Source organism: Leadbetterella byssophila DSM 17132 (genome assembly GCF_000166395.1).
Taxonomy (GTDB): domain Bacteria; phylum Bacteroidota; class Bacteroidia; order Cytophagales; family Spirosomataceae; genus Leadbetterella; species Leadbetterella byssophila.
On record NC_014655.1, the window covers coordinates 3,913,969 to 3,939,308 of the forward strand.

The 25,340-nt window shown below is 39.8% G+C and carries 13 protein-coding genes; 11 read left to right on the top strand and 2 right to left on the bottom strand.

What is annotated here, in order from left to right:
- Window positions 1–63: 63 nt before the first annotated feature.
- Entirely contained in the window at window positions 64–3,711 is a 3,648-nt protein-coding gene (locus LBYS_RS17375) for a sensor histidine kinase (RefSeq protein ID WP_041823898.1), read from the top strand.
- Here the strand turns inward: LBYS_RS17375 and LBYS_RS17380 are convergent.
- Window positions 3,708–6,794: a UvrD-helicase domain-containing protein gene (locus tag LBYS_RS17380; RefSeq protein WP_013410151.1), complete on the bottom strand. Its 3,087-nt coding sequence runs from the start codon at window positions 6,792–6,794 to the stop codon at window positions 3,708–3,710. The two genes, LBYS_RS17375 and LBYS_RS17380, sit on opposite strands and share 4 nt — an antisense overlap.
- Window positions 6,795–6,909: 115 nt before the next feature.
- Between LBYS_RS17380 and LBYS_RS17385 the strand changes: the two genes are divergently transcribed.
- The 10 genes from LBYS_RS17385 (at window position 6,910) to lpdA (ending at window position 23,581) form a co-directional block, all read left to right on the top strand.
- Window positions 6,910–9,174, top strand: coding sequence for a TonB-dependent receptor (locus LBYS_RS17385; RefSeq protein WP_013410152.1), 2,265 nt, complete (start codon window positions 6,910–6,912; stop codon window positions 9,172–9,174).
- Between the two features lie 11 nt (window positions 9,175–9,185).
- A complete protein-coding gene (gene cmk, locus LBYS_RS17390; RefSeq protein ID WP_013410153.1) occupies window positions 9,186–9,866 on the top strand; it encodes a (d)CMP kinase in 681 nt (226 codons plus the stop codon).
- The gene (locus LBYS_RS17395) at window positions 9,853–10,902 is read left to right on the top strand and encodes an NAD(P)/FAD-dependent oxidoreductase (protein ID WP_013410154.1); all 1,050 of its coding nucleotides are present in this window, start codon (window positions 9,853–9,855) and stop codon (window positions 10,900–10,902) included. The genes cmk and LBYS_RS17395 overlap by 14 nt, the downstream gene beginning before the upstream one ends.
- Window positions 10,903–10,917: 15 nt before the next feature.
- The gene (locus tag LBYS_RS17400) at window positions 10,918–13,173 is read left to right on the top strand and encodes a BamA/TamA family outer membrane protein (protein WP_013410155.1); all 2,256 of its coding nucleotides are present in this window, start codon (window positions 10,918–10,920) and stop codon (window positions 13,171–13,173) included.
- A 103-nt stretch (window positions 13,174–13,276) separates the two neighbouring features.
- Window positions 13,277–14,254 carry a PorP/SprF family type IX secretion system membrane protein gene (locus LBYS_RS17405; RefSeq protein WP_013410156.1) on the top strand — a complete coding sequence of 326 codons (978 nt, stop codon included), beginning with the start codon at window positions 13,277–13,279 and terminating at the stop codon, window positions 14,252–14,254.
- A gap of 14 nt (window positions 14,255–14,268) precedes the next feature.
- Window positions 14,269–16,689 (top strand): OmpA family protein, encoded by a 2,421-nt coding sequence (locus LBYS_RS17410; protein WP_187287905.1) that lies wholly within the window; start codon window positions 14,269–14,271, stop codon window positions 16,687–16,689.
- Between the two features lie 69 nt (window positions 16,690–16,758).
- Complete coding sequence (locus LBYS_RS17415) at window positions 16,759–17,655, top strand: type IX secretion system membrane protein PorP/SprF (RefSeq protein ID WP_013410158.1); 897 nt, start codon at window positions 16,759–16,761, stop codon at window positions 17,653–17,655.
- A 234-nt stretch (window positions 17,656–17,889) separates the two neighbouring features.
- Window positions 17,890–20,640, top strand: a complete 2,751-nt coding sequence (locus LBYS_RS17420; protein ID WP_013410160.1) for a 2-oxoglutarate dehydrogenase E1 component — start codon at window positions 17,890–17,892, stop codon at window positions 20,638–20,640.
- Between the two features lie 12 nt (window positions 20,641–20,652).
- Entirely contained in the window at window positions 20,653–22,131 is a 1,479-nt protein-coding gene (gene odhB / locus LBYS_RS17425) for a 2-oxoglutarate dehydrogenase complex dihydrolipoyllysine-residue succinyltransferase (RefSeq protein ID WP_013410161.1), read from the top strand.
- 49 nt (window positions 22,132–22,180) lie between these two features.
- A complete protein-coding gene (lpdA, locus tag LBYS_RS17430) occupies window positions 22,181–23,581 on the top strand; it encodes a dihydrolipoyl dehydrogenase (RefSeq protein WP_013410162.1) in 1,401 nt (466 codons plus the stop codon).
- Window positions 23,582–23,717: 136 nt separating this feature from the next.
- Here lpdA and LBYS_RS17435 read toward each other — a convergent pair whose 3' ends face one another.
- On the bottom strand, window positions 23,718–25,247 hold the full coding sequence (locus LBYS_RS17435; RefSeq protein WP_013407181.1) for an IS1182 family transposase: 1,530 nt from the start codon (window positions 25,245–25,247) through the stop codon (window positions 23,718–23,720).
- Window positions 25,248–25,340: the final 93 nt, after the last annotated feature.

A 25,340-nucleotide genomic window follows, 5' to 3' on the forward strand; every position in this document is an offset into this window, starting at 1 on the left:
CGGAATTATTGAACTATATTTATAGGTGCTTTGAAGTTTCTGCAAACCTTAGTCAAGAAAACAATGAAATTTATTAACAGATTTACCATGTTAATCATGGGTTGCCTTCTGTTAATTTTAGGAATAGTTTTGCACACTTACTATGGGAATAAAAACCACGGTGAGGTGCTTCAGTATCGGTATACGGTCCAGACTACTAAGATCCGCTCAGACATTGATAAGGTTTTCTCCATCATTCAGTCCCACGCACCGGTTCGTTTTGATCATTTTCACTTGGACACTTCGTACCCTTTTTACGTATATAGAGACGGAGAATTAGTGTTTTGGTCACATAATTTTTTTATTCCTCCTTATTCGGTGGTTTCAAACTTCACGGACGAGATCTTTTATAAGAAGAATAATCTGGCTTACGTACTGATTAAAGGCACAAAAGAGCTTCAAGGACATAAGTTTGAGGTGGTATCTACTTTAGATTTGCTTCACAACGAAGATTTTCAATCCAAATACAATACTGCGGGTTTTAACAATTCCGTATTTTTTATCAAACCGGAACTGGTTAGTGCAGATCCATTTGAAAATGCTTTAACCATCCGGTGCCCCAAAACGGATGCGGTATTTTATGTCAAATGTCATGATACCCTAAGAAACTTAAGTCCCATAGCTTCTCCAATATCTTTGGTGCTGATCATCTTGGGGACCATCATGGTCTTCTACAGTTTATATAACTACCATATCGTATATACTAATAAGCACAAGTACATTACTGCCGGAATATATATCGTATCTTCTTTCCTGATTCTTAGGTTACTAATGCGATATTTTAATCTACCCTGGGTCTTTTTCTTAGGCAAACCTATAGATGTTAATTATGGAAACATGTTTATGGACACTCTCTGTGTTTTGATCATGTTGACCAAGTTAGCCCTTGTGCAATACCGTACACTTCTTTATTTTAATATTGACCGCCTTACTCAATTTTCCCGTTCAGCTCTAAGCATACTGTGTGTAGTATCTATGTTTTTTCTGGGAAGATCAATCTGGTGGCTGATTGATCATACTTATCAAGAGAGCCTTATTGAAAATCATTACTCAGTAAGTTTCTATCTAAGTAATGTAAAGGATACCATGTACGTGTATCTTTTTATCCTATTGGGGATCTATTTCTTGAGTACACACCTGGTGGCCAACTTTTACCGTAGGCTGCAGCCAAATAGAAACAAAGGTTTGACATATTGGGCATTTGGTACTGTGTTAGGATGCATTATTTCGGCAGGATTGGATTGGGGCTTTATAGTATTGTTTTCTTCCTTCTTTTTACTTTTAGTCTACGTACTTGGCCTTCCAAGATATTTTTATAGACTTAGATCCTTTACCTACCTCTACTATATTTTCGGCGCTTTTGCCTTTAGCTTGATACTGTTCAGTGTACTGTATCAAAAGGACACAGAGCGTAGTTTGGAAGAGAAAAAGACCTTTGCTGAGAATTATCTCAAAGGGAAAGATCCTAGGCTTGAAAGACAGATTTACCAACTGAGCTCAACCATAGGGACTAACGAAGTATTTAAGAAGGCCGTCTACGGTGAGATAAGTGTTGACCAACTGGACACGCTTATTAGAGAGCATTTGTATAAGAGTTATTTGGATCATTATCTTGTAACTTATGATATCTATGACTCCACCGGGAAAAGTTTAAGTCAGGCTTCTGCCCTGACTTTTGGAGAGATGAAAGCTTCTACCGTGGTAAGCTCATCTGCCACAGATTTTTCGGGCTTATTCTTATCACAAGGTACGGATAATACGTCCTATTATACTTTGATCGCTGATATTACGGATGGACAAAGAGATATAGGTAATTTCTTGTTTAGATTGTACCCTAACAGAAGTACCACCCTAAGTCTAAAATCTCTACTCCAAACTAAGCGGGTAATACATAACCCTTTTACTCAGTATTATAGTTATGGAGTGTACGATGCAAACCGACAGCTGGTGTATCAGTATGGTAATTATAATTACCGAAGAATATTTGATACCTTATTATTCAATAACCTTGGCATATATGAAAAGGAAGCTATGTTTAATGGTTTCTCACATTATGCTTCTAAAGGGGATGGCGGTAAGATTATCATTGTTTCCGAAAAGAAGGATTTCTATTTAGACCTCATGTCTAATTATTCCTTCCTGTTCTTTGTGTCCATGATAGGGATGATGGCTCTCTTACTGTTTATGGGCTTCTTTAATGATTTTAAAAGGTACCAAATGGACCTTTCAGGAAGGATTCAGCTCTACCTTAATGCCGCCTTCTTATTGCCGCTGACCATTATTATGGTTATAGGGGTATTTATTATTAAGAGCATGTTTGCTAACATTCGGGAGGAATCCATGTTAGGTACATCACAGAACATATCTGAAGTTCTGAATATCTACGGTCAAAACTATGAGACCGGGAAGATGAGTAAAAGAGATTTGAGAATAAACCTGGATAACCTTTCCCGAAGCTCAAGTGTAGATATCAATCTTTATGACTTAAACGGAATTCAATTCTATTCCTCCGCACTATCCTACGAAGATCCTGAAAACCCTATTTATCCTAACTCCAGCGCATTCGCTTCCGTACTACTTGAAGGAAATCCTATGGTCTTGCAGGATGATTTCCATCATAAAATCAAATTTAAGACCGTCTTTTTGCCAGTAAAGGGGAACTCGAATAATATACTTTGTGTAGCAGGAATCAATTTTATAGATGCTCAAACCTCCGTTGAAGCCTGGACACGACAGATCTGGAAAACCCTTTTGATAACCTTCTTTGTGATCTTTGTGTTCCTGTATATCTTCTCCTTTATTTCAAGTAAGAAGTTGACGGCACCATTGAAATTAATTGCGGATAAGATTAAGTCCGTGAACTTCCACGAGAGGAACGAAGAGATTATCTGGGAAACTCGTGATGAAATAGGTCTATTAACGGGTGAATATAACCGCATGTTGAAAAAGCTGGAGGAAAGTAAACTAGCACTGAGTATAAGTGAAAAGCAGTCGGCCTGGAGAGAGATGGCTAAGCAGTTGGCTCACGAAATTCGAAATCCTCTCACCCCAATACTTTTGAACGTTCAACATTTGCAAAGAATGGTAGGATCAGAGAGTTTTGAGAATAAATCTAGAATGTTGAAGACCTTGCAAAGTATCAATGAACATATAGATAAGATTACCGGAATCTCAATGTCATTCTCTCGTTTTGCAGAAATGCCCTTACCTACTCGTGAGGAGTTTGACTTGGTGAAATTGACTAAAGGTGTTGCCGAAATATTTACAGGTGATCAGAGAATCGATCTATACTTAAATCTAAGTGAAAATGAACTTTTAGTGAATGGAGACAGTAAATCCATCAAGAAAGCTTTGACCTTTGTGATCAAAAACGGTATCAATTCTGTTCCTTCTACTCGCCGTCCTGAAATCCATATCTCCTTAAGCAGATCTGAAAATTCTGGTATCATCCAAGTTACAGATAATGGTACAGAGTATGACGATGAAATGCTGGAAAACCTGTTCCGACCTAACTTCACAGAAACAGATGAAGACAATGGCTTCGGTTTAAGTCTTACTAAAATGAGCATAGAATACTTTGGAGGGAATCTTTGGTATAGATCCGAAGGATACCAAGGTAAGACTTGTTATATCCAGTTACAACTCAAAGGACAAGACGGTACCACCTTCTAATTTACCTCTACTACTTCAAATGGATGAAGATAGATGAGGTAGAGGACTATGGAATGATGACCCATTTGACGTAAAAGACTGGCATAATCCTTCAATTGTTTTGCATGGTATTTGCTTTTCTTCCCCGTTTTATAGTCCAATATGTACACCTTGTCTTCAAAGAAAACCACGCGGTCAGGTCTTCGGGCTTGAGTAGTACTGGAAAGGATTTCAGTTTCATTTTTTATCTGGGCGCGACTAGAGTATAAATCTTTTAATTTAGGGTGATTTACCACCTTATCTATATCTGATTTGAGGCTTTCTTTGTCTTCAATTTGTCCCTCTATTAGCATTTTGTCCAAAATAGCGTCTACCTCCTCTGCAAATTGAATCCTTTGCATGGCATCGTGGAAAAGATTTCCTATCTCCAATTCCTGAGTATCCGGTCTCCAGATGACATTCAGTTTCTTGTCAGTTCCAAATGCCGGTGGAAACTCAGCCTTTTCGCTTTTGATTTCTACTTTTTTACTCGAAATATGTGCTTTTTCTCCAAAGCAATTCTTATCTGCTTTGCCAATAAATTGCAGTAAGTATTCTCCTATTCCGTATTTTTTATTTTTAGGAACCAACCAAAGGTATTGTCGCTGTTTTGCACGGGTCAAGGCCACATAGAGTAGATTGAGATTCTCAATCTTGGTCATTTGTTTATAGTAGGATATGGTCTCTTGTGCGAACTCATACTTGACACCAGGGCTCAAAGGAAAGGTTTCTAATCTTTTTTCCTCGGAGTAAAATTCAGGGTAATCCGGTAATTTTATCCATAGTTTTTCTTTTCCCGTTGGTCCTACGCTCCAGTTTATGAATGGGACAATAACTACCTCATATTCCAGCCCTTTGGATTTGTGGATGGTAGTGATGGTTACTGCATCTGAGGGTGGAGATGTCAGAGCTAAGTTGACTTTCTTATTCTCCCATTCTTTGAGTAAATCAAAAAGATTTTTGGAAACCTTATTGGTGAAGTTTAAGACAAAATCTAGGAAGGCCAGCACGAACTGAGTATTCTTTCCTAGTTCTAATAGCTTGAACCGGGCAATAAGAAACTCAGTCATTTGATAAGGATCTAGAGAGCTGAAACCTTCTAGGTCAATGCCTTTTGCCTTAAAGAAAGCTAAATATTCAGAATAGTGAGCCCTTGAAAGTGCCTTCAGATCAAAACCTGTGGCATCAAACAGAAAACTGTAGAATTGAAGAAATTCAAACTTTTCAAACGTTCTTTCCGGATGCATGGCTAAACGCAATCCGGCTACTAAAAAGCGAACCTCATAATAACTGTTCAATAATAAGGCATCATCTGTTCTGATGGGAATATTGTTTTGAGATAATATGTCTGCACAAATCTTACCTTCGTCCCGCTTCCTAGTGATGATACAAATATCGCTAAAAGAATATTTAGAATCTGAGGACCCTTCTACAAGAGTTAATTCATTGATCAGGTTAAGCAACTTTTCTTGTACTTGGTCACTATCTACTGCCTCAACTTCTGTATAACCGCCTATTTTGTTTTTCTCATATACCTCTTGCTTCACACTGGAAAAGACCAGATGACTAATAGGGTCAATTTCCCTATCTATGATGAATTGAAAAAGCTCATTGTTGAAATGGATCAATCCTCCTCTGCTTCTTCTATTTGTGACCAGTTCTTCGACCCCCGTATTTTTTTTCACCACTTTGATTTGATCTGATTGGTGTTCAGACAAATTCGCAGTAGAAAAATTGTTCTGAGCTTCAGCCTGTATCAGGTCCACCATGAGGAGAACATTACCTCCCCGCCAACTGTAGATGGCCTGCTTAGGGTCGCCTACAATCAGGTTTTGATATCCCTTTGCTAAGGAGTTTTCAATTAAAGGAAGTAAGTTTAAAAATTGCGTAGTGGAGGTGTCTTGAAATTCATCAATGAAGATATGATTGTATTTTTCTCCTATTCTTTCATATATGAAGGGGACAGGTTCTTCAGAAACTATTTGCGCTATTCTATCATTGAAATCAGCTAGAATGGCTTGATTTTTCTCTTTGAGTATATTATCAATCTCTCCTTTGATCTTATTTATAAAAGGTACTTTTAATAATTCTTTGTTGATGGTCTTAAAAAGCTTCAGCTTTTCGTCCAGGACTAAGGGGAGAATATCATAGGTTATAGCCTTTAACTCCTCAATATTCTCGCTAGGTTGTTTTTCCCAGTTTCCTGTATCTAAGGCCAATTGTGCTGTCTTATTTACCGAAAATTTAAGTAGGTCAATCTCTTTGGCGCTAAGGTCTTCTAAAAGGGAATATATGCCTCTAGATTTACCTACAAAGTGATCAGAATTGATTTTAGCTAAAAGTTGTCTTAAACGTTCAGACCCTTTTTTGATACGGTTATCCACGTCTTTTATGTAATCAGTGATCTGTTTACGAATGACATTTATGTCTTTCTGGGTCAGATGTAGATTTTTTGTGGCGGCATGGCCATTGTTTGTATCATAAATTACTTTGGCAAATTTTATTATCTCTTCTCGTAGATTGTTCCACGAGCCCTCGTTTTCAAGAATACCTTCAGCAAAGTCACTATAAAGTAGTGTCAGTTCTTCATCTTGACCCACTTTATCGGTGAGACGATTGACCGCTTCTTCGATCAAAGTATTGGTGTCCAGAACAATCTCATAGTTGTAAGGTAATTTCAAGTCTATAGCAAAGGATTGAATCACCTGATTGACAAAACTATCAATGGTCTTTATGGCAAAATCATTGTAATTCTGCAAGATCTCATGGAGGACTTTACGGGATTTCCTGGCCAAATCCTCGTCGGAGAGACCAGTAGCATCCTGAATTTGTTCCTTATACGCCTCTGCTGCACCGTCTTGGTTTGCTAATCCTTTTAAGGTAGATATGATCCTTTCCTTCATCTGCTCTGCAGCTTCATTCGTAAAGGTCATCGCTAGGATTCTTTTGAAGTAATCGTCCTCTTGAGCGGCCAATACCGTACTAATGTATTCCCGAGTTAAAGTAAAAGTCTTTCCGGATCCTGCAGAAGAGGAATAAATGGTAAATAGTGTGTCCTTTTCCATAGCATCAAATATACTGGTAAATTTCTAACCATATCCCGCTTTATTTATGAATTATATCAGGGAAGTTAGAAAGTGAGAGGCTATATTTGTCCCTACATTTTTATCGAATTAATTCATGAAACTTCTTGCTTTACTAAGCCTACTCTTTCCCCTTCAATTACTAGCCCAAAATACACAAACCATTAAGATTCAATTGAGAGATGAAATTAATGGACAAGCCATTTCGGGGGCTACAGTTAGCATTCCGAAATATCAATTACAGTCGGTTTCTGACGATCAGGGCTCTGTTAGATGGGATGGAGTACCTGTGGGTCGTCTGGAGATTGAAATCAGTGCTTTGAACTATGGTAAGAAGATCTTGAAAGAGCTTTTGTTAGAAAAGTCAAAGCAGCTCATTCTGGATGTAGAGCTTCAGCAGGTAAGTAGAGAATTACATGCAGTAACGGTAAGTAGTGCAGGGAATACAATTCCTGCTCTTTTGAGTGCAGAAAAGATTACCTCTGAACAAATCTTTAGATATCCGGCTACTTTCTTTGATCCCGCTAGATTAACCATGACCTTGCCGGGTGTAGCGAATACAAATGATCAAGCGAATAATGTTTCTGTAAGAGGTAATAACCCATCTTACATTCAGTGGAGATTAGAAGGAGTAGAAATAGTAAATCCCAATCACCTCAGTAATGCAGGTACTTTTGCGGATAAACCTGCTGCAGTAGGAGGAGGGACAAACATACTTTCTGCCCAAATGTTGGGGAATATGAACTTCCTAAGTGGAGCTTTCCCTTCGTCGTATGGAAATGCTTTAGGAGGTATATTTGATATGAATCTTAGAGCAGGGAATGCAGAAAAGTATCAACATGTAGTTCAAGTGGGATTAATAGGTGTGGATCTATCCTCTGAAGGTCCTATAAATAAACGGAAGGGAAGCAGTTATCTGGTGAACTACCGTTATTCTTTCACTGGATTATTAGGACTAGCTGGAGTGAATTTTGGCGGGGAAAAAATTGATTTCCAGGATTTATCTCTTTACCTCAATTTTCCTACCAAACGTGCCGGAACATTTAGCTTCTTTGGCATGGGAGGAGTCTCGTCTAATATCTTCGCACCAGATGCTGACAGTACCAAATGGGAGTCTGCAAAAGATCTGAATAATATTGATTTTAATGCTAGGATGGGATTGGTTGGTGCCAAACATCAAGTTCGTCTTTGGAATAAATATCAATGGAAAACCGTAGTAGTTAATTCTTCTTCTGAAGACTTGAGGAATGCGTATACCGGTAATCAGAATGTAGATTATGATTATGCGGCTAAGAATTACCTAAGTTTCTCTACCAGTTTTAGTGGAGACCTGTACAAATGGTGGGCTTTCCAATTTGGTGTAAATCTCAGCCATCAGTTTACAAAGTTTAATTATATAGATTCTGGTGAGCTTTTTTATAGCTACGATAATCTCCAAGTTCAGCCCTATGTGCGTGTTAGCAATAGGAAGAGTGATAGATTCAATTACAATGTGGGTATAATGTTTCCGTATTACTCCCTTAGCCAATCTCAATATGCAGAGCCTCGTTTAAGCGCTTCTTACTATTTGCTACCCAAACATCAGGTTAAAGTGGCCTACGGCTTACATAGCCAAGTGGTCAATAGCAGAGTAGGGCTGTATCTGCCTAACAAACCATCCCGATCACATCATTTTACATTGGGTTATCAATATGACATAGACCAGAAGCAAAGTGTTTCTGTGGAGGCATATTATCAGAGCATGTTTAATTTGACAAGATTTGATTCCCTGTATATGTCAGTGATGAATGGATATGAACTGGGAGACTTCAGAGGTGGTTATTTCTTACCAAATCAGAAAAATCAAGGTAGAAATTATGGGATTGAGTTTAGTTATAAGAGATATTTGGAGAACGGTTTCTTTGCCTTGGCAAATGCAACCTTCTATAAATCTCAATTCAAAGCCTTTGACGGTAAATTCTATGATAGTAGGTATTCAGGAGACTATATCTACAATATAACCGGTGGAAAGGAATGGGAAACGAAGAAAGGTAAGATAGTGGGCTTAAATACCAGAGTCAACTGGGTAGGTGGATTTAGGGATTATTTTATAGATGTGACCCAAGATAATGGTGTGACGTATGTAGGATGGAGATTAGACCAACCGTTAACCGTAAAATATGACGATTACTTCAGAGTAGATTTACGCGCTTATATTAAGACAACAAAGAAAAAGGGTTCAGAAACCATCTCTTTGGATCTGCAAAATCTAACGGGGAGAGAGAATGTGGGGTATAATTACTTTGACATCTTTACCGGTAAAATAGAACAAAAGAAACAATTAGGGTTAGTTCCCATGCTGAATTATCGCTGGGAGTTTTAAAAATTAGATATATGTCAAAGATCATTATTGCCATTGACGGTTACTCGTCCTGTGGCAAAAGCAGCACAGCGAAGGGGGTAGCCAAAAGTTTAGGTTACCAATACATAGATACAGGGGCCATGTACCGTGCAGTAACCCTGTATTTTATTCAAAACCACATCAGCTTAACAAATCCCAAAGAGGTGGACTCCGCTTTGGATAGGATAGAGATAGAATTTCGTGCCAACTCAGAGGGTAAATCAGATACTTATCTAAACGGTCTGAATGTGGAAGAAGAGATCAGGAAGCTCTATGTGGCTGATAAAGTTAGTGATGTAGCGGCAATAGCGGCTGTACGTCATGCTATGGTGAGAGAGCAACAGCGAATGGGAAAGAAAAAGGGCTTTGTACTTGACGGAAGAGATATTGGTACAGTGGTCTTTCCTGGTGCTGAATTAAAGATCTTCATGACCGCTGATCCTATGGTTAGAGCTCAGCGTAGGCAGGCTGAATTATTAGATAAAGGAGAACTTGTAGACCTAGAGGAGGTATTAGAGAATATCAAGAAAAGGGATATCATAGATACTACGAGGGACGAGAGTCCCCTGAGACAAGCTGATGATGCACATCTCTTAGATACAACCTTTATGACCTTGGATGAGCAAATAGAAAAAGTAGTTTTGCTGGCTGATACGAAGCATGAAAAAGCTTGATGTAATCATTGTAGGTGGAGGCTTGGCAGGTACAGTTTTGGCTTGGCATTTAAGAGAACTTGATCAGTCCTTCCTTATTTTTGATAATCCCGAAAGGCCAAGTTCCAGTAGAGTAGCCGGCGGTTTATTCAATCCCGTTACAGGGAAATATTTGGCAAAAACCTGGTTAGTGGAGGAGCTATTTGAATACTTAACCCCCTTCTATAATAACATTGAAAATCAGACAGGAAGTTCCTTTTTTCACAAGATTGGACTGCATAGACCTTTTTCAGGTCAAGCACATAAGGAGAGTGCACTAGCTCAATTGGATAAGCATGATTTAAAAGACTGGGTTTCTGTAGAGAATAAAGACCTAGGAAAAGCTTTTGCATCAGAAGGGGAAGGTCTGTTTTCTGAAAATGCTGGTTATCTAGACTTACCCGTATTTCTTGATGCAAGTAAAGCTTTCTTCATGAATCAAATCAGGGAAGAAGAATTTCAAATTAAGGAATTATTATGGGACGAAGCCGGGGTGCAATACAAGGATGTTAGCGCTTCTAAAATCATCTTTTGTGACGGTTGGGCGGGTACCGGGAATGCATATTTTTCCTGGTTGCCATTCAATCCCGTAAAGGGAGAAACCTTGGTAGGAAAGGTGCAGGATTATGAGGCAAACTTTATAGTAAATCAGGGCAAATGGATCATTCCTTTGGGAGAAGGGAGAGCCAGGTTAGGGGCAACGTATAGTTGGCACGAGTTAGATTTCCTTCCTAGTGAAAAGGCCCGATTAGATCTTTTAGAGGCCGGATCAAAGATATTACAAGTTCCCTTCCAAGTGGAAGAGCAGCATGCCGGAGTACGACCTGCTACTAAAGACAGAAGACCATTTGTGGGCTTTCACCCGGTGCATAAAAACCTAGGGATTTTTAATGGTTTAGGGGCTAAGGGAGTGTCTTTGGCGCCTTATTTTGGCCGACAATTAGCAAGAAAAATAGTGTACGGTGAAGTAATTCAACCCGAAGCAAACATCGAAAGATTTTATACGTTATATTCGTAAGTTGATAAATACGGGATGATTAGACTGCTATTTCTTTGTATTCTATGGCTAGGGTTTAGCGTTTCGGCAAGTGCCCAACGCTACTACGGTGTTTCCAAAGAAAGATTTGGAAAGAGTAAGTTACAGACCAAAGAATTTCAATGGAAGACCTTTAGTTCTGCGAATTTTGAATTCAACTTCTATAAGGGAGGAGAGAGTTTAGCGCGGAATGCAGCTACACATTTAGAAAATTCGTATTCAAGAATCACTAATATCTTAGGCTATATTCCCTATGAGCCTGTGAAGGTTTTTGTATTCAATCATCCGCAGGATTTGCAATCCTCCAATCTAATCAGTAACCAAAAAGAAGAGAAGTACGTAGTTGATGCTAAGCACGGTAGAATCTTAGCTGCCTTTGACAAAAACGATTCCCTTTTCAATAGGAACTTAGTTGAAAGTATAGCTAGCATTTACGTCTACGAGATGCTGTATGGAGGGAGTATTCGGGAGTCTTTGGAGAGTCAGATCCTATTAAACCTTCCTGAATGGTATTCTCAAGGGATTTGTGCCTATGTGGCGGAGGTAGATAACACTGCTCAGTTTGAGAAATTCAAAATGTACATTTCTGCAGCTCAAAGTAAGCGACTAAAATCGCTCAAAGGTGAAGAGGCAGAAGTAGTAGGTCAATCCATTTGGCACTTTATAGCATTGAAATATGGAAAAGATAATATTTCCAATATCCTTAATCTGACACGCATTATTCATGATGAGCAGTCCAGTATCACCAGTACTTTAGGTGTTTCTTTTAGTAAGTTTATGCAGGAATGGACTGATTTTTATCTAAAAGGAGTTCCGCTCCATGCGCCTGAAGCCCAGGAAAAGCCTGTAGAAGTTGTAAAGCCGGTTAAAAGATTCTTAGACCTGAAACCGGGTGAGGTGGATACGGATGATTATATCTTCAATGAAGAGAATGTTTTGAAGTATAAAGAGGCTATAGTGGCACCTACCACCGCAGCGACCAGAGCTTCGCGTACAGAAACTCCCGGTGTGGCTAAGTTAAGTGCTGTAAAGTCATTCAAGAACTTCTTAGTGAGTAATGAAAGGAAGATAGATGTACTTGTAGATCCGGTAAGGCAGTTTGGAATAGGGTATGGCTTATCTTTTAATGATGTGTTACAAAACCATATCTTCTCCTTCAATTCCTATTTGAGACCTTCTACTCCTTTGTTTAAGAACTTTGATTTTGATCTTTCTTATGGAAATTATTCCGGGAAGGTAGATTGGTTATTCAAATATGAGAAGAGATCTATAAACTTTGAGACGGTTGATGATAGAGATGCTTTTCTGTTCCGTCCTTTGAATAGGATCATTTATGAGGATACTCCGGAGTATTTGCAAAGGAGATTGGTGCAGCAGAGGATTTCCGTGTCCATGCTTTATCCATTCTCTGAAAAATGGAGATTAGAAGTGACACCGGCAGTAGTGAAGAATGATGATATTGACTATGGATTAACCACTAAAGATGGAGTTCCTTCTGATTATTATATTGCTCCCCAAGTCAGTTTAGTATATGATAACACGAAATTGAGTCATTTGGGAGTAGAGACAGGAACGAAAGCTAAAGTGGTTTATGATCAGTATTTCCATACTTCTAATACGCTGAGAAGCTTTAAGAATGCCTATATAGATGTAAGGCATTATCAAAGAATACTACCCGGTTTGCAGATTGCAGGTCGTTTGAGTTATGGAACCTCAAGAGGTAATGCCCCTAAATTTACTTTCTTAGGGGGAGCAGAGAACGGTTTGAATCGTAGTACTTACAAGTCAGATGAGATGGCTAGCGGAGGGGATCCTGATTTGAAAAATATTCTTCTGTACCAGTTTCCGGGGAATCTTAGAGGTTTTGATTTCGGAAGATTGTATGGGAATAATCATTTGTTAGGAAATGTAGAACTGCGTTCTCATTTGATAGAGATCCTCCCACAGATGGCCTTGTCTTCAAACTTGCTTAGAAACTTACAGATCGTAGGATTTTATGATATAGGTACGGCATGGATGGGATCCAAAGGCCCATTCTCAAGGCAAAATAGTTTGAATACTACGGTTATTGGTCAAGGACAATCCTTTGTTATTGAAGTTACTAATTTTAAAAATCCCTTTCTCTCTGGCTTCGGCGGAGGCTTGAGAACCACTGTGTTAGGTGTGTTTCTTAGGGCTGATTACGCCTGGGGTTGGGAGGACAGAGAGACTCATTCTCCAAAATTCCACCTATCTGTAGGTAAGGACTTCTAATTTTTGGCATAGTTTTAGCTATAAGTAATGCAACGGGACTCCGACCTGTTGCATTTTTGCTTGTCGGTTTTCTCGTCAATGAACTTGATAAAAAATCGACAGTATGAAATTTTTTACTCGAATCTGCTTGGTGATAGGGGGGCTATGTATGGCTTTGACTTCACAGGCACAGCAAGAAGTTCTGTATTCCCAATACATGTTTAATATGTTGGCCTTAAATCCTGCGTACGCGGGAAGCAGGGATGTATTAAGCATTACTGCACTGGGCAGATACCAGTGGATTGGGGTAAATGGGGCTCCAAACACGCATTCTTTAACCTTAGATATGCCTTTTCAAAACGAAAAGATGGGGGTGGGGATAACCGCCTACAATGATAATATCGGGAAATGGAATACTACCGGGCTAAACCTAGCTTATGCCTATAAATTTAAATTAACAGAGAGGACTACCATGTCCTTGGGATTACAGCCTACCGTGATGAACGTAAGTGCAAATCTGGCCGGTGTCAAAACCTTTGAAGGAGGAGATCCTTCTTTTGTGGATGATATTTCCAGATTCTTGGTGAATGCCGGGTTAGGTACTTTTATCAGTAATGACAAGGCGTATTTTGGTATTTCTGTACCTCAGTTAATTGAGCAAAGGATATCACCTAATCCGGACGGTAAAGGTAAAACTCAGAGGCATTATTTCGCCATGATGGGTTTGGTGTTAGGAAAGGGGCATTTTAAAGTTAAGCCCTCAACCGTTATTCGTGTAACTAAAGGTGCTCCGGTAGGTTTAGATGGGAACTTAAATGTTTGGTATAGAGATAAGATTTCTTTGGGTGTTTCTGCTCGTAAGTCGCAAATGGTATTCTCAGGAACTGATCAGATGGATGCCTTTGTGGGAATGGTAGAATTACAATTGACTCCTCAGTTGCGTTTAGGATTTGCTTATGATACAGCCCTAGGTAGATTGAATGAGGAGATTGACGGACAAACATTTTATAAGAAGATCGCAGGTACGCCTACTTATGAGGGATATCTACGTTTCGAATTTGGATTCAGCAAGGATAAAATCATTACGCCTCGCTACTTCTGATGCTAAACCTAAATATGATGAAAAGAACTTTACTTATACTGCTATTTTCCGTTTGGAGCACAGTGGTATTTGGTCAAAACGTGCTGATCAAGACTGCAAACCACTATTACGAAAGCATGAGTTACATCAAGGCTATCACCGCTTATGAAGAGGCTTTGAAGAAAAAGGGTCTGTCAGAAGTGGAGAAGGCTCTTGTGATGAAGAATTTGGCGGATAGTTATTTAAAGATTAAGGATGCCACAAATGGAGAGCGTGTTTTACAAACGCTGTTGAATTCTGGAATAGATCTGGGTTCAGATAAGCCTGCTCTTATTCTTTCTTACGCCAAAGCATTAGCGAGTAATGCGAAGTACACAGAATCCCAACAGCAATTTGAGAATTATTTGCAGTTGGTTCAAAATGATTCCAGAGCCCAAGGTTTTGCCAAGTTATACAGTGATGTAAGTGTGCTGTCAAAGAATGCTCCATGTTATCAAGTGGATTATTTGCCTATCAATACCACTGCTGCTGATTTTTCACCGGTGAAATATCAGAATGGTTTAGTGTTTGTTTCGAATAGGCAGAATGCTGTGGGATTAAAAAGAGTATTTGAGTGGAATAATAGTCCCTTCTTGGATTTGTTTCATTTAGAGGAGATCGGGAAAGCAGAAGGGGGAGAAGCCGGTATGGGCGGTGCAGGTTCTAACAAGAATGTGAAGCTGAAAAAAATGCCTGAGGTTGGGAGAGATGAGTACACAGAACCTACGGCTAATGATTCACATACACTGGGTACCTTTGGTGGTGGAAATATTGGTAGAAAAGCTAATTATAGCAGCAAGGCTGCGGTGGAGAGTGATAGAATGAATAAAACCATCAATTCTAAATATCACGAAGGACCCATAGCTTTTTATAAGGATGGTCAAAGGGCCATTTTTACCCGAAATAACATGAAAGGCAATACTCCTAAGAAGAGTGATGATGGTATCATTAAACTTAAGTTGTATTCGGCAGAAGCAAAAAGTAACGGTTGGACGAATATAAAGGAATTGCCTTTTAACTCGGATCAATTCTCTACCGGTCACCCTTCACTTTCAGCAGATGAAAAACTTTTGTTCTTTGTTTCAGATATGCCCGGAGGTTATGGCGGTACAGATATCTATGTTTCCAAATGGGAGGGTAGTGACTGGGGTGCGCCTATAAATTTGGGAGATAAAGTAAACACACCAGGAAATGAGATGTTTCCATTCGTAGATGAGGCTGGAAACCTATATTTCTCTTCTGATGGCCATCCTGGTTTAGGAGACTTGGATATATTCTTTGTCAGATTAGATGGAACAAGTGCTAGCAGCAAGGCCGTAAACTTAGGTGTGCCGATTAATTCAAGTAAAGACGATTTTGGTATTATTACCGATAAAGATAGGAAAAGCGGATACTTCTCTTCTAACAGAAAAGAAGGCGGAGACGATGATGATATTTATAGATTTGAAAGATCCTGTGAAGTAACGGAAGGTTGTGAGCTCTTGATTGCCGTGTATGATGCGGATACTAAAATGCCATTAGCACATGCAAAAGTGGTGTACAAAGATGAAAATGGAGCAAGGCAAGTAGTGGAGACAGATGATGAAGGTATAGTAAAGCTAGGAAATATAGTGGAAGGTGTACAGTATCAGTTTGAAGCTTCCAGAGAAGGGTATGAAACGAACATTGTGCCTTTCTTTATTGAAGAATGCGATAACGAGGCTTCAAGACTTGAGATTCCTTTGACAAGGCCAAATCGTGATACCACTGATCTAGTAAATAGAAACGGTAATCCGAATGCAAAAACATGTGTAGTTAGAGGAAGAGTATTTGAACTAAGTAGCAAAGCTCCGATGGAAGGAGTGGAAGTACTAGTGAAGAATGAATGTAACGGTTCTGTCATTACCGTATATTCAAACAAAGACGGATACTTCCAGTTTGATGCGGTGGAGGGATGTGATTACACCTTCCAAGGTAAAAAGCCGGGTTATGGTTCGAAAGAGGTTCAGCTTCCTAAGTTCCTTTGTGTAGATGCTGCCAAACAGCAACCTGTGATCTACATGTTCAAGGAGGGTGATGTAGTAGTGATAGAAAATATCTATTTCGACTATGGTAAATATTATATCAGAAGAGATGCTAGAGAAGGTTTGGATAAGTTGGTTAGTTTAATGAGAGAATATCCTAACATGAAAGTGGAACTTTATTCCCATACAGATAGTAGAAGTTCCAAGGAATTCAACCAAACCTTATCTGAGAATAGAGCGAAGAGTACGGCAGAATATCTCTTCAAGAGAGGTATAAGTAGATCTCGTATAGTAGATTATAAAGGATTTGGAGAGAATCAGTTAGTGAACGGTTGTGCAGACGGAGTGAAATGTTCGGAAGCAGAACATCAGCTGAACCGGCGAACCGAGATCAAAGTGGTTCAACTTCACTGATAAGAAAACGGTCGTTAATCCTTGTATTAGCGACCGTTTTTGTTTATTTTAGAGGTTAAATCTTCTGTGATGAAAAAGTATTTTGCGGGCTTTCTCTTGCTATTATCTCTAAGTTCCAAAGGGCAAATAGGGGTAATGAATCAATACCATTTTAATTATCTGTCCATTAACCCGGCTATGGCGGGGGAGAATGGTCCATTCTCTATCAAAGGGGTAGTGGGTAATCAATTTAACGGTAATCTGAAATTTGACCAGCTCTCCCATGTTCTGGTTTTGGATGGTCAATTCTATAATAAGACAGGTTTAGCATTTCAAAGCTCCAGCGATAATTATGGAGTAGTTAGTGGAAATAACTTTTCCTTAAGTTTGGCCAAAGGGGTTGAAGTAGGAGATTTGCAACTCAAAGCTGGGGTTAATGCAGGATTGGCTCTGGTTCCAACTTACTCTTTGGTAGGTTCTAATAAGAAAGCCGCTTTTACAGCAGGAGCAGGGGTGATGGCGAATTACCTGGGATTATTCCTAGGCGTTTCAAAGCCATCTTTATATATCTCTCAGAAAGACGATATACTTAGGCAGCCTCTGTTTGTGAACCTGGGTTACATCTCTGATACAGAAAATTTCGTTACTTATAATGTAAATGTTCTGTGGTCTACCTTGAATGATGCGAGCAACTGGGACTTTAATTTAAAATTATGGTTCGATAAAAGACTTGCACTTAGTGGGTCTTACAGAATCAATGATATATATCCGATCTACACGAAGAAAACTTCCTTTATTCCGGCGGCCGAATACAAGTTTTCTAATGACATGACTTTGGGCTTAGCGTATAATTCAAATACCCTTCGTTATTCTACCGCGCCTGTGCCGCATAATCCTAATTTTAATGTTACGGGGATCTTTCAATTTTACCTCCGTTATAACTTGAATGACAGGAAAGGAGACTCCTGGTATTACGATCAATTTTGAGTTATTTAGATATTTAGATGAAGATCTAAATTATTTGAACACATTTTTGCTATCAAGCCATTAAATTTAGCTTAAAATGTGAAAAAAATGACCGGATTTGCGGTAAAGACTTGGAAAAAATTGTGTTTTAAAAATAAAAGCGCGTAGTTCGCGAAGGATTCCAAAATTGGGAGTAAAGTCCTCGGAATAGAAGCAGTTTTGAAGTAAATAAGTGTAAAGAGAAGACCAAAAATAATGGACCAGTTTTCATACATTGCAAACGGCGACGTTTCGGCTATAGAAGCATTATACAAGCAATATTTACAAGATCCATCCTCAGTAGATAAAAGTTGGCAATTCTTTTTCAAAGGATACGAATTTAACAATACTTGGGGAGAAGGTCCTGGGAAAGCCGGTGTGAGCAGTGATAGTTTGCAGAAAGAGAGAGAAGTGGTGCACTTGATTCGTGGATACAGATCCCGCGGGCATTTGCTGTCTCAGATTGATCCCATTTATTCGAAAAGAAAGTACAACGCTAATCTTGATCTTAAGTTTTTCGGTTTGAGCGAAGCAGACTATGACACCGTTTTTGAAGCGGGTGTAGAAGTGTTTGGCAGACCGGCTACCTTAAGAGAATTAGAGACTTTCTTGAAGAATGTTTATGGAGGTAAGATAGGTTACGAATATTTGTATATCCGTGATTCCAAGGTGAAGAATTGGCTGAGGAATAAGGTGGAATCAGATTATTTGAACTATAAGCCTAGTAAGGAGCAAAAGTTAAGAATCCTTGGAAACTTGAACAAGGCAGTAGCTTTTGAGAACTTCTTACATACTAAATTCTTAGGAAAGAAAAGATTCTCACTAGAAGGAGGTGAATCTACCATCCCTGCTTTAGATGCGGCTATTCAGCATGGAGCAAAGTTAGGGGTTGAAGAAGTGGTGATAGGTATGGCACATAGAGGTAGACTTAATGTGTTGACTAACATCATGCAGAAGCCATACGAGCAGGTATTCAATGAATTTGAAGAGAATGTGCCTACTCTGGAGTTCAGTGACGGTGATGTTAAATATCACATGGGCTATTCGTCTCAGGTAGAAACGGTAGAAGGTCATAGAGTTTCTTTGAAACTGATGGCTAACCCTTCACACCTTGAAACGGTTGATCCTGTGGTTCTAGGTTATGCCAGAGCCAGAGCTGATGCTCACTTTAAGAGTGAAGGTACTAAGTACAATTCCTTTGATGATATATACGACAAGATTTTACCTATCATCATCCACGGAGATGCTTCCTTAGCAGGTCAGGGTGTAGTATATGAGGTAAATCAAATGTCTAATCTGCCGGGTTATTATGTAGGAGGTGCTATCCACTTCATCATTAATAACCAAATCGGTTTTACTACGGATAACCGTGACGCACGTTCCAGCATTTACAGCTCAGATGTAGCGAAGATGCTAGATACTCCTATTCTTCATGTAAACGGAGATGATGCGGAGGCAGTAGTTTATGCTATGGAATTAGCTATTGAGTTCCGTCAGGAATTCAATAAAGACATTTATATTGATATGATTTGTTACCGTAAATACGGACATAACGAAGCTGATGAGCCTAAGTTCACACAGCCGGGTATGTACGAAATCATATCTAAGCATCCTTCTCCAAGAGAGATTTATATTGAGAAATTGAAATCTGATGGCACTATTACTGATAATGATGCCAGAACCTTGAAGGAGCAATTTGATAATAATCTTCAAGATCTATTATCAAAAGTGAAGCAAAATCAGTTGCCGTATGAATTGCCTAAACTTGAGAGAGATTGGGCGGAGTTAAGAAGATCTACTGTGGGAGATTTTGATAGCTCACCTCGTACAGGTATCAGCAGAGAAGAAATTGAATTAGTAGGTAAGGCCTTGTCTACTGTGCCTGAAGGTTTCACCCCGATTAAGCAGATTGAGAAAGTACTTGAAGAAAGAAGAGAGATATTTGCAGGTAAGAAGCCGTTCAACTGGGCAGCTGCTGAACTTTTGGCATACGGTTCTATCCTAGCGGAAGAGAAATGGGTACGTATGTCTGGTCAGGATGTACAAAGAGGTACCTTCTCTCACAGACATGCTATTCTGCATGATGTGAAGACTTACGAGGCCTACAATAACCTGGCTCACATCAAGCCTAATCAAGGTAAATTTGAGATCTATAACTCTTTACTGTCAGAATATGCGGTAATGGGATTTGAATACGGATATGCTTTAGCAAATCCAAATGCATTGGTGATTTGGGAAGCTCAATTTGGAGACTTTGCAAACGGTGCTCAAATCATGATTGACCAATTCGTAGTGGCTGCAGAGTCCAAATGGAATCTAATGAACGGTTTGGTTCTATTGTTGCCTCATGGCTATGAAGGTCAGGGACCGGAGCACTCGAATGCTCGTCCTGAACGCTTCCTACAATTAGCCGGTGAGTATAACATTTATGTATGTAACTGTACTACTCCTGCAAACTTCTTCCATATGTTAAGAAGACAGTTGGCCCTTCCATTCCGTAAGCCTTGCGTTCATATGTCTCCTAAATCAATGTTGAGACATCCTATGGCGATCTCTGATATTTCTGAGTTCGAAACAGGAACCAGCTTCCGTGAAGTAATAGGAGATGCAGATGCGGATCCAAAGAAAGTGAAGAGAGTTTTACTTTGTACAGGTAAGATCTACTATGATCTATTGAAACGTAAAATGGATAGTAAGAGAGAGGATATAGCGATCATCCGCTTAGAACAATTGTATCCACTACCTAAGGTTCAACTATTGGCAGAACTTGAGAAGTACGCAGGAGCTGAACAGATTTGGGTTCAAGAAGAACCGTTAAACATGGGTTACTGGTCATATCTTAGAAGAGAATATCCTGAAGCCAACTGGGACGTGATCTCTAGAAAGATTAGTGCTTCTCCTGCTACCGGTTATACGAAGAACCACAATGAGTTCCAAAATAAGATCTTAGACAAAGCATTTGAATAAAAGGATAATTATATGGCTATCGAAATGAAAGTGCCCTCCGTTGGCGAATCCGTAACGGAAGTGACTATCGCATCCTGGGTAAAGAAAGACGGAGACCTGGTTAAAATGGACGAGGTGATCTGTGAGTTAGAGTCTGATAAAGCAACATTTGAGCTACCTGCTGAAGCAGATGGCATATTAAGAATAGTAGGTAAAGAAGGAGATACATTAGCTATTGGTGAGGTTATATGCATCATAGAACCTTCTTCTGCAGCACCGGTGAAAGAAGAGTCAGCTCCGGCTGCCGCACCGGTGGAAAATGTACCTACACAAACTATTGAAATTACCGTTCCTGCCGTAGGTGAGTCTATCACAGAAGTAACCGTTTCTAATTGGATTAAGAAAAGTGGTGATACTGTGGGCCTAGATGAAATCATCTGCGAATTGGAATCTGACAAGGCTACTTTTGAACTACCTTCTCCTCAAGCCGGAGTATTAGAGGTAGTAGCTCAAGAAGGTGATGTAGTAGCGATAGGTGGAGTATTAGCTAAATTAACTACAGGGGGAACTACAGCAGCAGCCGTAGCAGCTCCTGCTCCTGTTGCAGCAGCACCTGCAAATGATAACTATGCAGCCGGACATCCTTCTCCAGCAGCTGCTAAAGTATTAGCAGAAAAAGGAATCTCTCCTGATGCCGTTCAAGGTACAGGAGTAGGAGGTAGAATCACCAAAGAAGATGCTAACAATGCTTCTAAGCCAGCAACTCCTGCCCCTTCTAAAGAGGAATTAGTGAAAGAAGCACCTAAGGGTGATAGAATCTCCAGAAGAGAGAAAATGAGTTCTCTAAGAAAAACTATAGCTAAGAGATTAGTAGCGGTTAAGTCTGAGACAGCTATGTTAACTACATTCAATGAAGTTGACATGAAGCCCATCATGGATCTTAGAAAGCAATACAAAGACAAGTTCAAAGAAGTGCACGGAGTGGGACTTGGATTCATGTCCTTCTTCACAAAAGCTTGTTCTATAGCACTACAAGAATTCCCTGTGGTGAACGCTTTCATTGATGGAGATGAAATAGTATACAATGACTTTACAGATATCTCTATTGCGGTATCTGCACCAAGAGGTTTGGTAGTTCCGGTGATTCGCAACGCTGAAAAAATGTCCTTCAGTGATATTGAAGCAGAGGTAGTACGTTTGGCTACAAAAGCTAGAGATAACAAGTTGACCATAGAAGAGATGACCGGTGGTACCTTTACTATAACTAACGGTGGTATCTTCGGATCCATGATGTCTACTCCTATCATCAACGCTCCTCAATCTGCTATTTTAGGTATGCACAATATAGTGGAAAGACCTGTAGCGATTAACGGACAAGTTGAAATTCGTCCAATGATGTACGTGGCTCTGTCTTATGACCATAGAACCATTGACGGTAGAGATTCCGTAGGATTCTTAGTTAGAGTAAAACAATTGTTGGAAGATCCTATGAGGATGCTTCTTCAGGTATAACATCAAAGGGCTTTGTAGGAATACAAAGCCCTTCAAAATTTACATATATATGCAGTACGACGTAATCGTTATAGGTTCAGGCCCCGGAGGCTACGTGGCCGCTATCAGATGTGCACAGCTAGGTTTTAAAACTGCCATTGTAGAGAAATATCCTGTGATGGGTGGAACTTGCTTGAACGTAGGATGTATTCCATCAAAAGCACTACTTGACTCCTCAGAACATTTTTATAATGCCGTTCACCACTTTGAAGAGCACGGAATCACTACCGGAAAAGTAAAAGCGGACTTATCTAAAATGGTAGAACGCAAAGGGGGAGTAGTGAAGAAAATGAATGATGGCATCAACTTCTTGATGAAAAAGAACAAGGTTGATGTGAAATATGGTTTTGGTTCATTCTTGGATAAAAACACGGTGAAGGTAAAAAAAGAGGATGGTTCTGAAGAACAGATTCAAGGCAAGAACATCATCATTGCAACAGGTTCTAAGCCTACCATTTTGCCTTTCATGAACTATGACAAAACCAGAATCATCACTTCTACGGAAGCTCTTTCCTTGAAAGAACTACCAAAGCATTTGATTGTGATTGGTGCAGGGGTGATTGGAGCCGAGTTAGGCTCAGTTTATGCTCGTCTTGGTTCTAAAGTTACCTTCGTGGAATTTGCAGACAGTATGATTCCTACTATGGACAAAGCTCTGGGTAAGGAATTGCAGAAATCCATCAAGAAATTAGGTGCAGAGTTCCACTTCAGTACTAAAGTTACTTTGATTGAGAATTTAGGAAAAGAAGTTAAAGTTACCGCTGAAAACAAGGCAGGTGAGAAGGTTGAGATCACCGGAGATTACTGTCTAGTATCTATAGGTAGAAGACCATACACAGATAATTTGAACCTAGAGGCAGTAGGTGTAGCCACTGAGAAAGGTAGAGTTCTAGTTGACGAGCATACTCTCCAAACCAATGTGCCAAACATCTACGCTATAGGAGACGTAGTCAGAGGTGCTATGTTAGCACACAAAGCAGAAGAGGAAGGTGTATTGGTGGCTGAAGTTTTAGCTGGTCAAAAACCTCATATCAATTACAACCTGATTCCTGGTGTGGTTTATACCTGGCCTGAGGTAGCTGCAGTTGGTAAGACGGAAGACGAATTAAAAGCAGCCGGTATAGCTTACAAATCCGGACAGTTTCCATTCAAAGCTCTGGGAAGAGCTACTGCAAGTGGAGATGTAGATGGTTTTGTGAAAGTATTGGCAGATAAAAGCAGCGATGAGATCCTGGGTGTACACATCATAGGAGCAAGAGCCGCAGACATGATTAGTGAAGCGGTCATCGCTATGGAATTCCGTGCCTCTGCTGAAGATATCGCCAGGTCTTCCCATGCGCACCCCACCTATACGGAGGCCATAAAAGAAGCCTGCCTAGCAGCCACAGAGAATCGTTCGATTCATATGTAATATTAAAGAGGACGTCTCAAAACCTAAATGAGGCGTTCTCTTTGTTTTCAATTTATTTAGGCTGGGATTTCTTATTTGATTTTTTATATTCCAACCTCAGGAGGTTGAATTTGCAAATAGTATTGAAAAAGGTCTCTCAGGAGGCCTTTTTTCGTATATTTTGTGCTATGGCCAATAGGCCGAACTCAATTTCGACCTTATGCTTACCCCGAAGCATAAATCGTTTAAAGCCGTGATTGCTTTTTATGTTTGCAAAGACGGGTTCCACATCGTAACACCTTTTCTTTCGCCTTTTTATTCCTTCTTCACTGTTAAGAAGTTCATAGGCCTGCTTCCGCTGTCGCTCCAGTCGTTCATTGACTTGGACTATCCGATTCCCTTCCATCTTATTACAAGTTCCGTTTAGTGGACAATGCCCGCAATTTTGGGCTTGATATTTTCTTGAGGTTTGTTCAAAACCTGTGCTGGTCTTCCTTTTACTCTCTCCAATGAAATTCATTTGCTGACCCATCGGACAGATGAAACAGTCTTCTTGGGCATTGTAGAATAGCTTATCGGTACTAAATGGGTCCTGGTTATTGGTGTTCTGCTGTCGGTCAAAGAGATTGTATTTGATGTAGGCCTTTACTTTTTTGCCTTCCAGTAAGGTATAATTTTCCTCAGAACCGTAGCCTGCATCTGCCGTGATAACTTTGGGAGCTTGCTGATAGCTTGCTTCATGCTGAGCTATATGCGCTGCCAGAGTGGTGGTGTCGTTGGGGTTGGGGTGAATCGTGTAATTTACAACGAATTGGTTGGAGCTGGAAATTTGAACATTGTAAGCCGGCTTCAATTGCCCATTCCTCATGTGATCCTCCTTTAACCTCATAAATGTGGCTCCCTCATCCGTCTTGCTGTAACTGTTACGCTCTCCAAGAATCTGCTCCTGTTCTTCGTATTTGCCCATGTTCTGTGGAAAGTGTTTGGTGGCATAACTCAGTTTGCCTTTCACCTTCTTGTCAATATCTTTTTTCTTGCCCAAAACCTCATTGAGCTTATCGACGGTAGACTGTACTTTTTCTCTAGTAATGGTGGTGAAGTCAGGGGGATCGGGAAGGTTATCCTCTTTGCTGGCAACACTTTGAGCATATTCCCAAATGCCTTTCAATTGCTGCTTCATTTTCTCTTTATTGGTCGCAATAGCCTTTTTCCAAACAAAGGTGTAACGATTGGCATTGGCCTCTATTTTGGTCCCATCAACACAAACCTCTTCAATACTCAAAAGTCCTTCCTGGGCTAAAAGCTTAACTACTTCTTCGAACACACTTCGAAGACTTTCTCGAAGGCGGTCACTTCTGAAACGGTTAATGGTGTTATGGTCAGGATAGCTCATGCCGCTTATCCACATAAAATAGATACTCTCTTTACAGGCTGCCTCTATCTTCCTGCTCGAATATACATTGCTCACATACCCATAAACCAACACTTTAAGCAGCATCTGAGGATGATAACTGGAGGCACCGGTCAATTTATACGAAGCATGCAGAGGAGCGAGATTAATTTTATTAATGACCTCATTGACCACCCGTACCGGATGATTCTTGGGAACCAGTTCCTCCAAACTTGGAGGCAATAGCATCATTTGCTGCTGGTCGTAAGGCTTAAAAGTGGGTTTTCTTGATGCCATACCCTTGATTTTTTATACCTAAATATATGAAAATCAGGATAATAACGCAAGTTTTAAAGAGAAAATGTGAAGCCAAATCTAAAAAAAACCTCG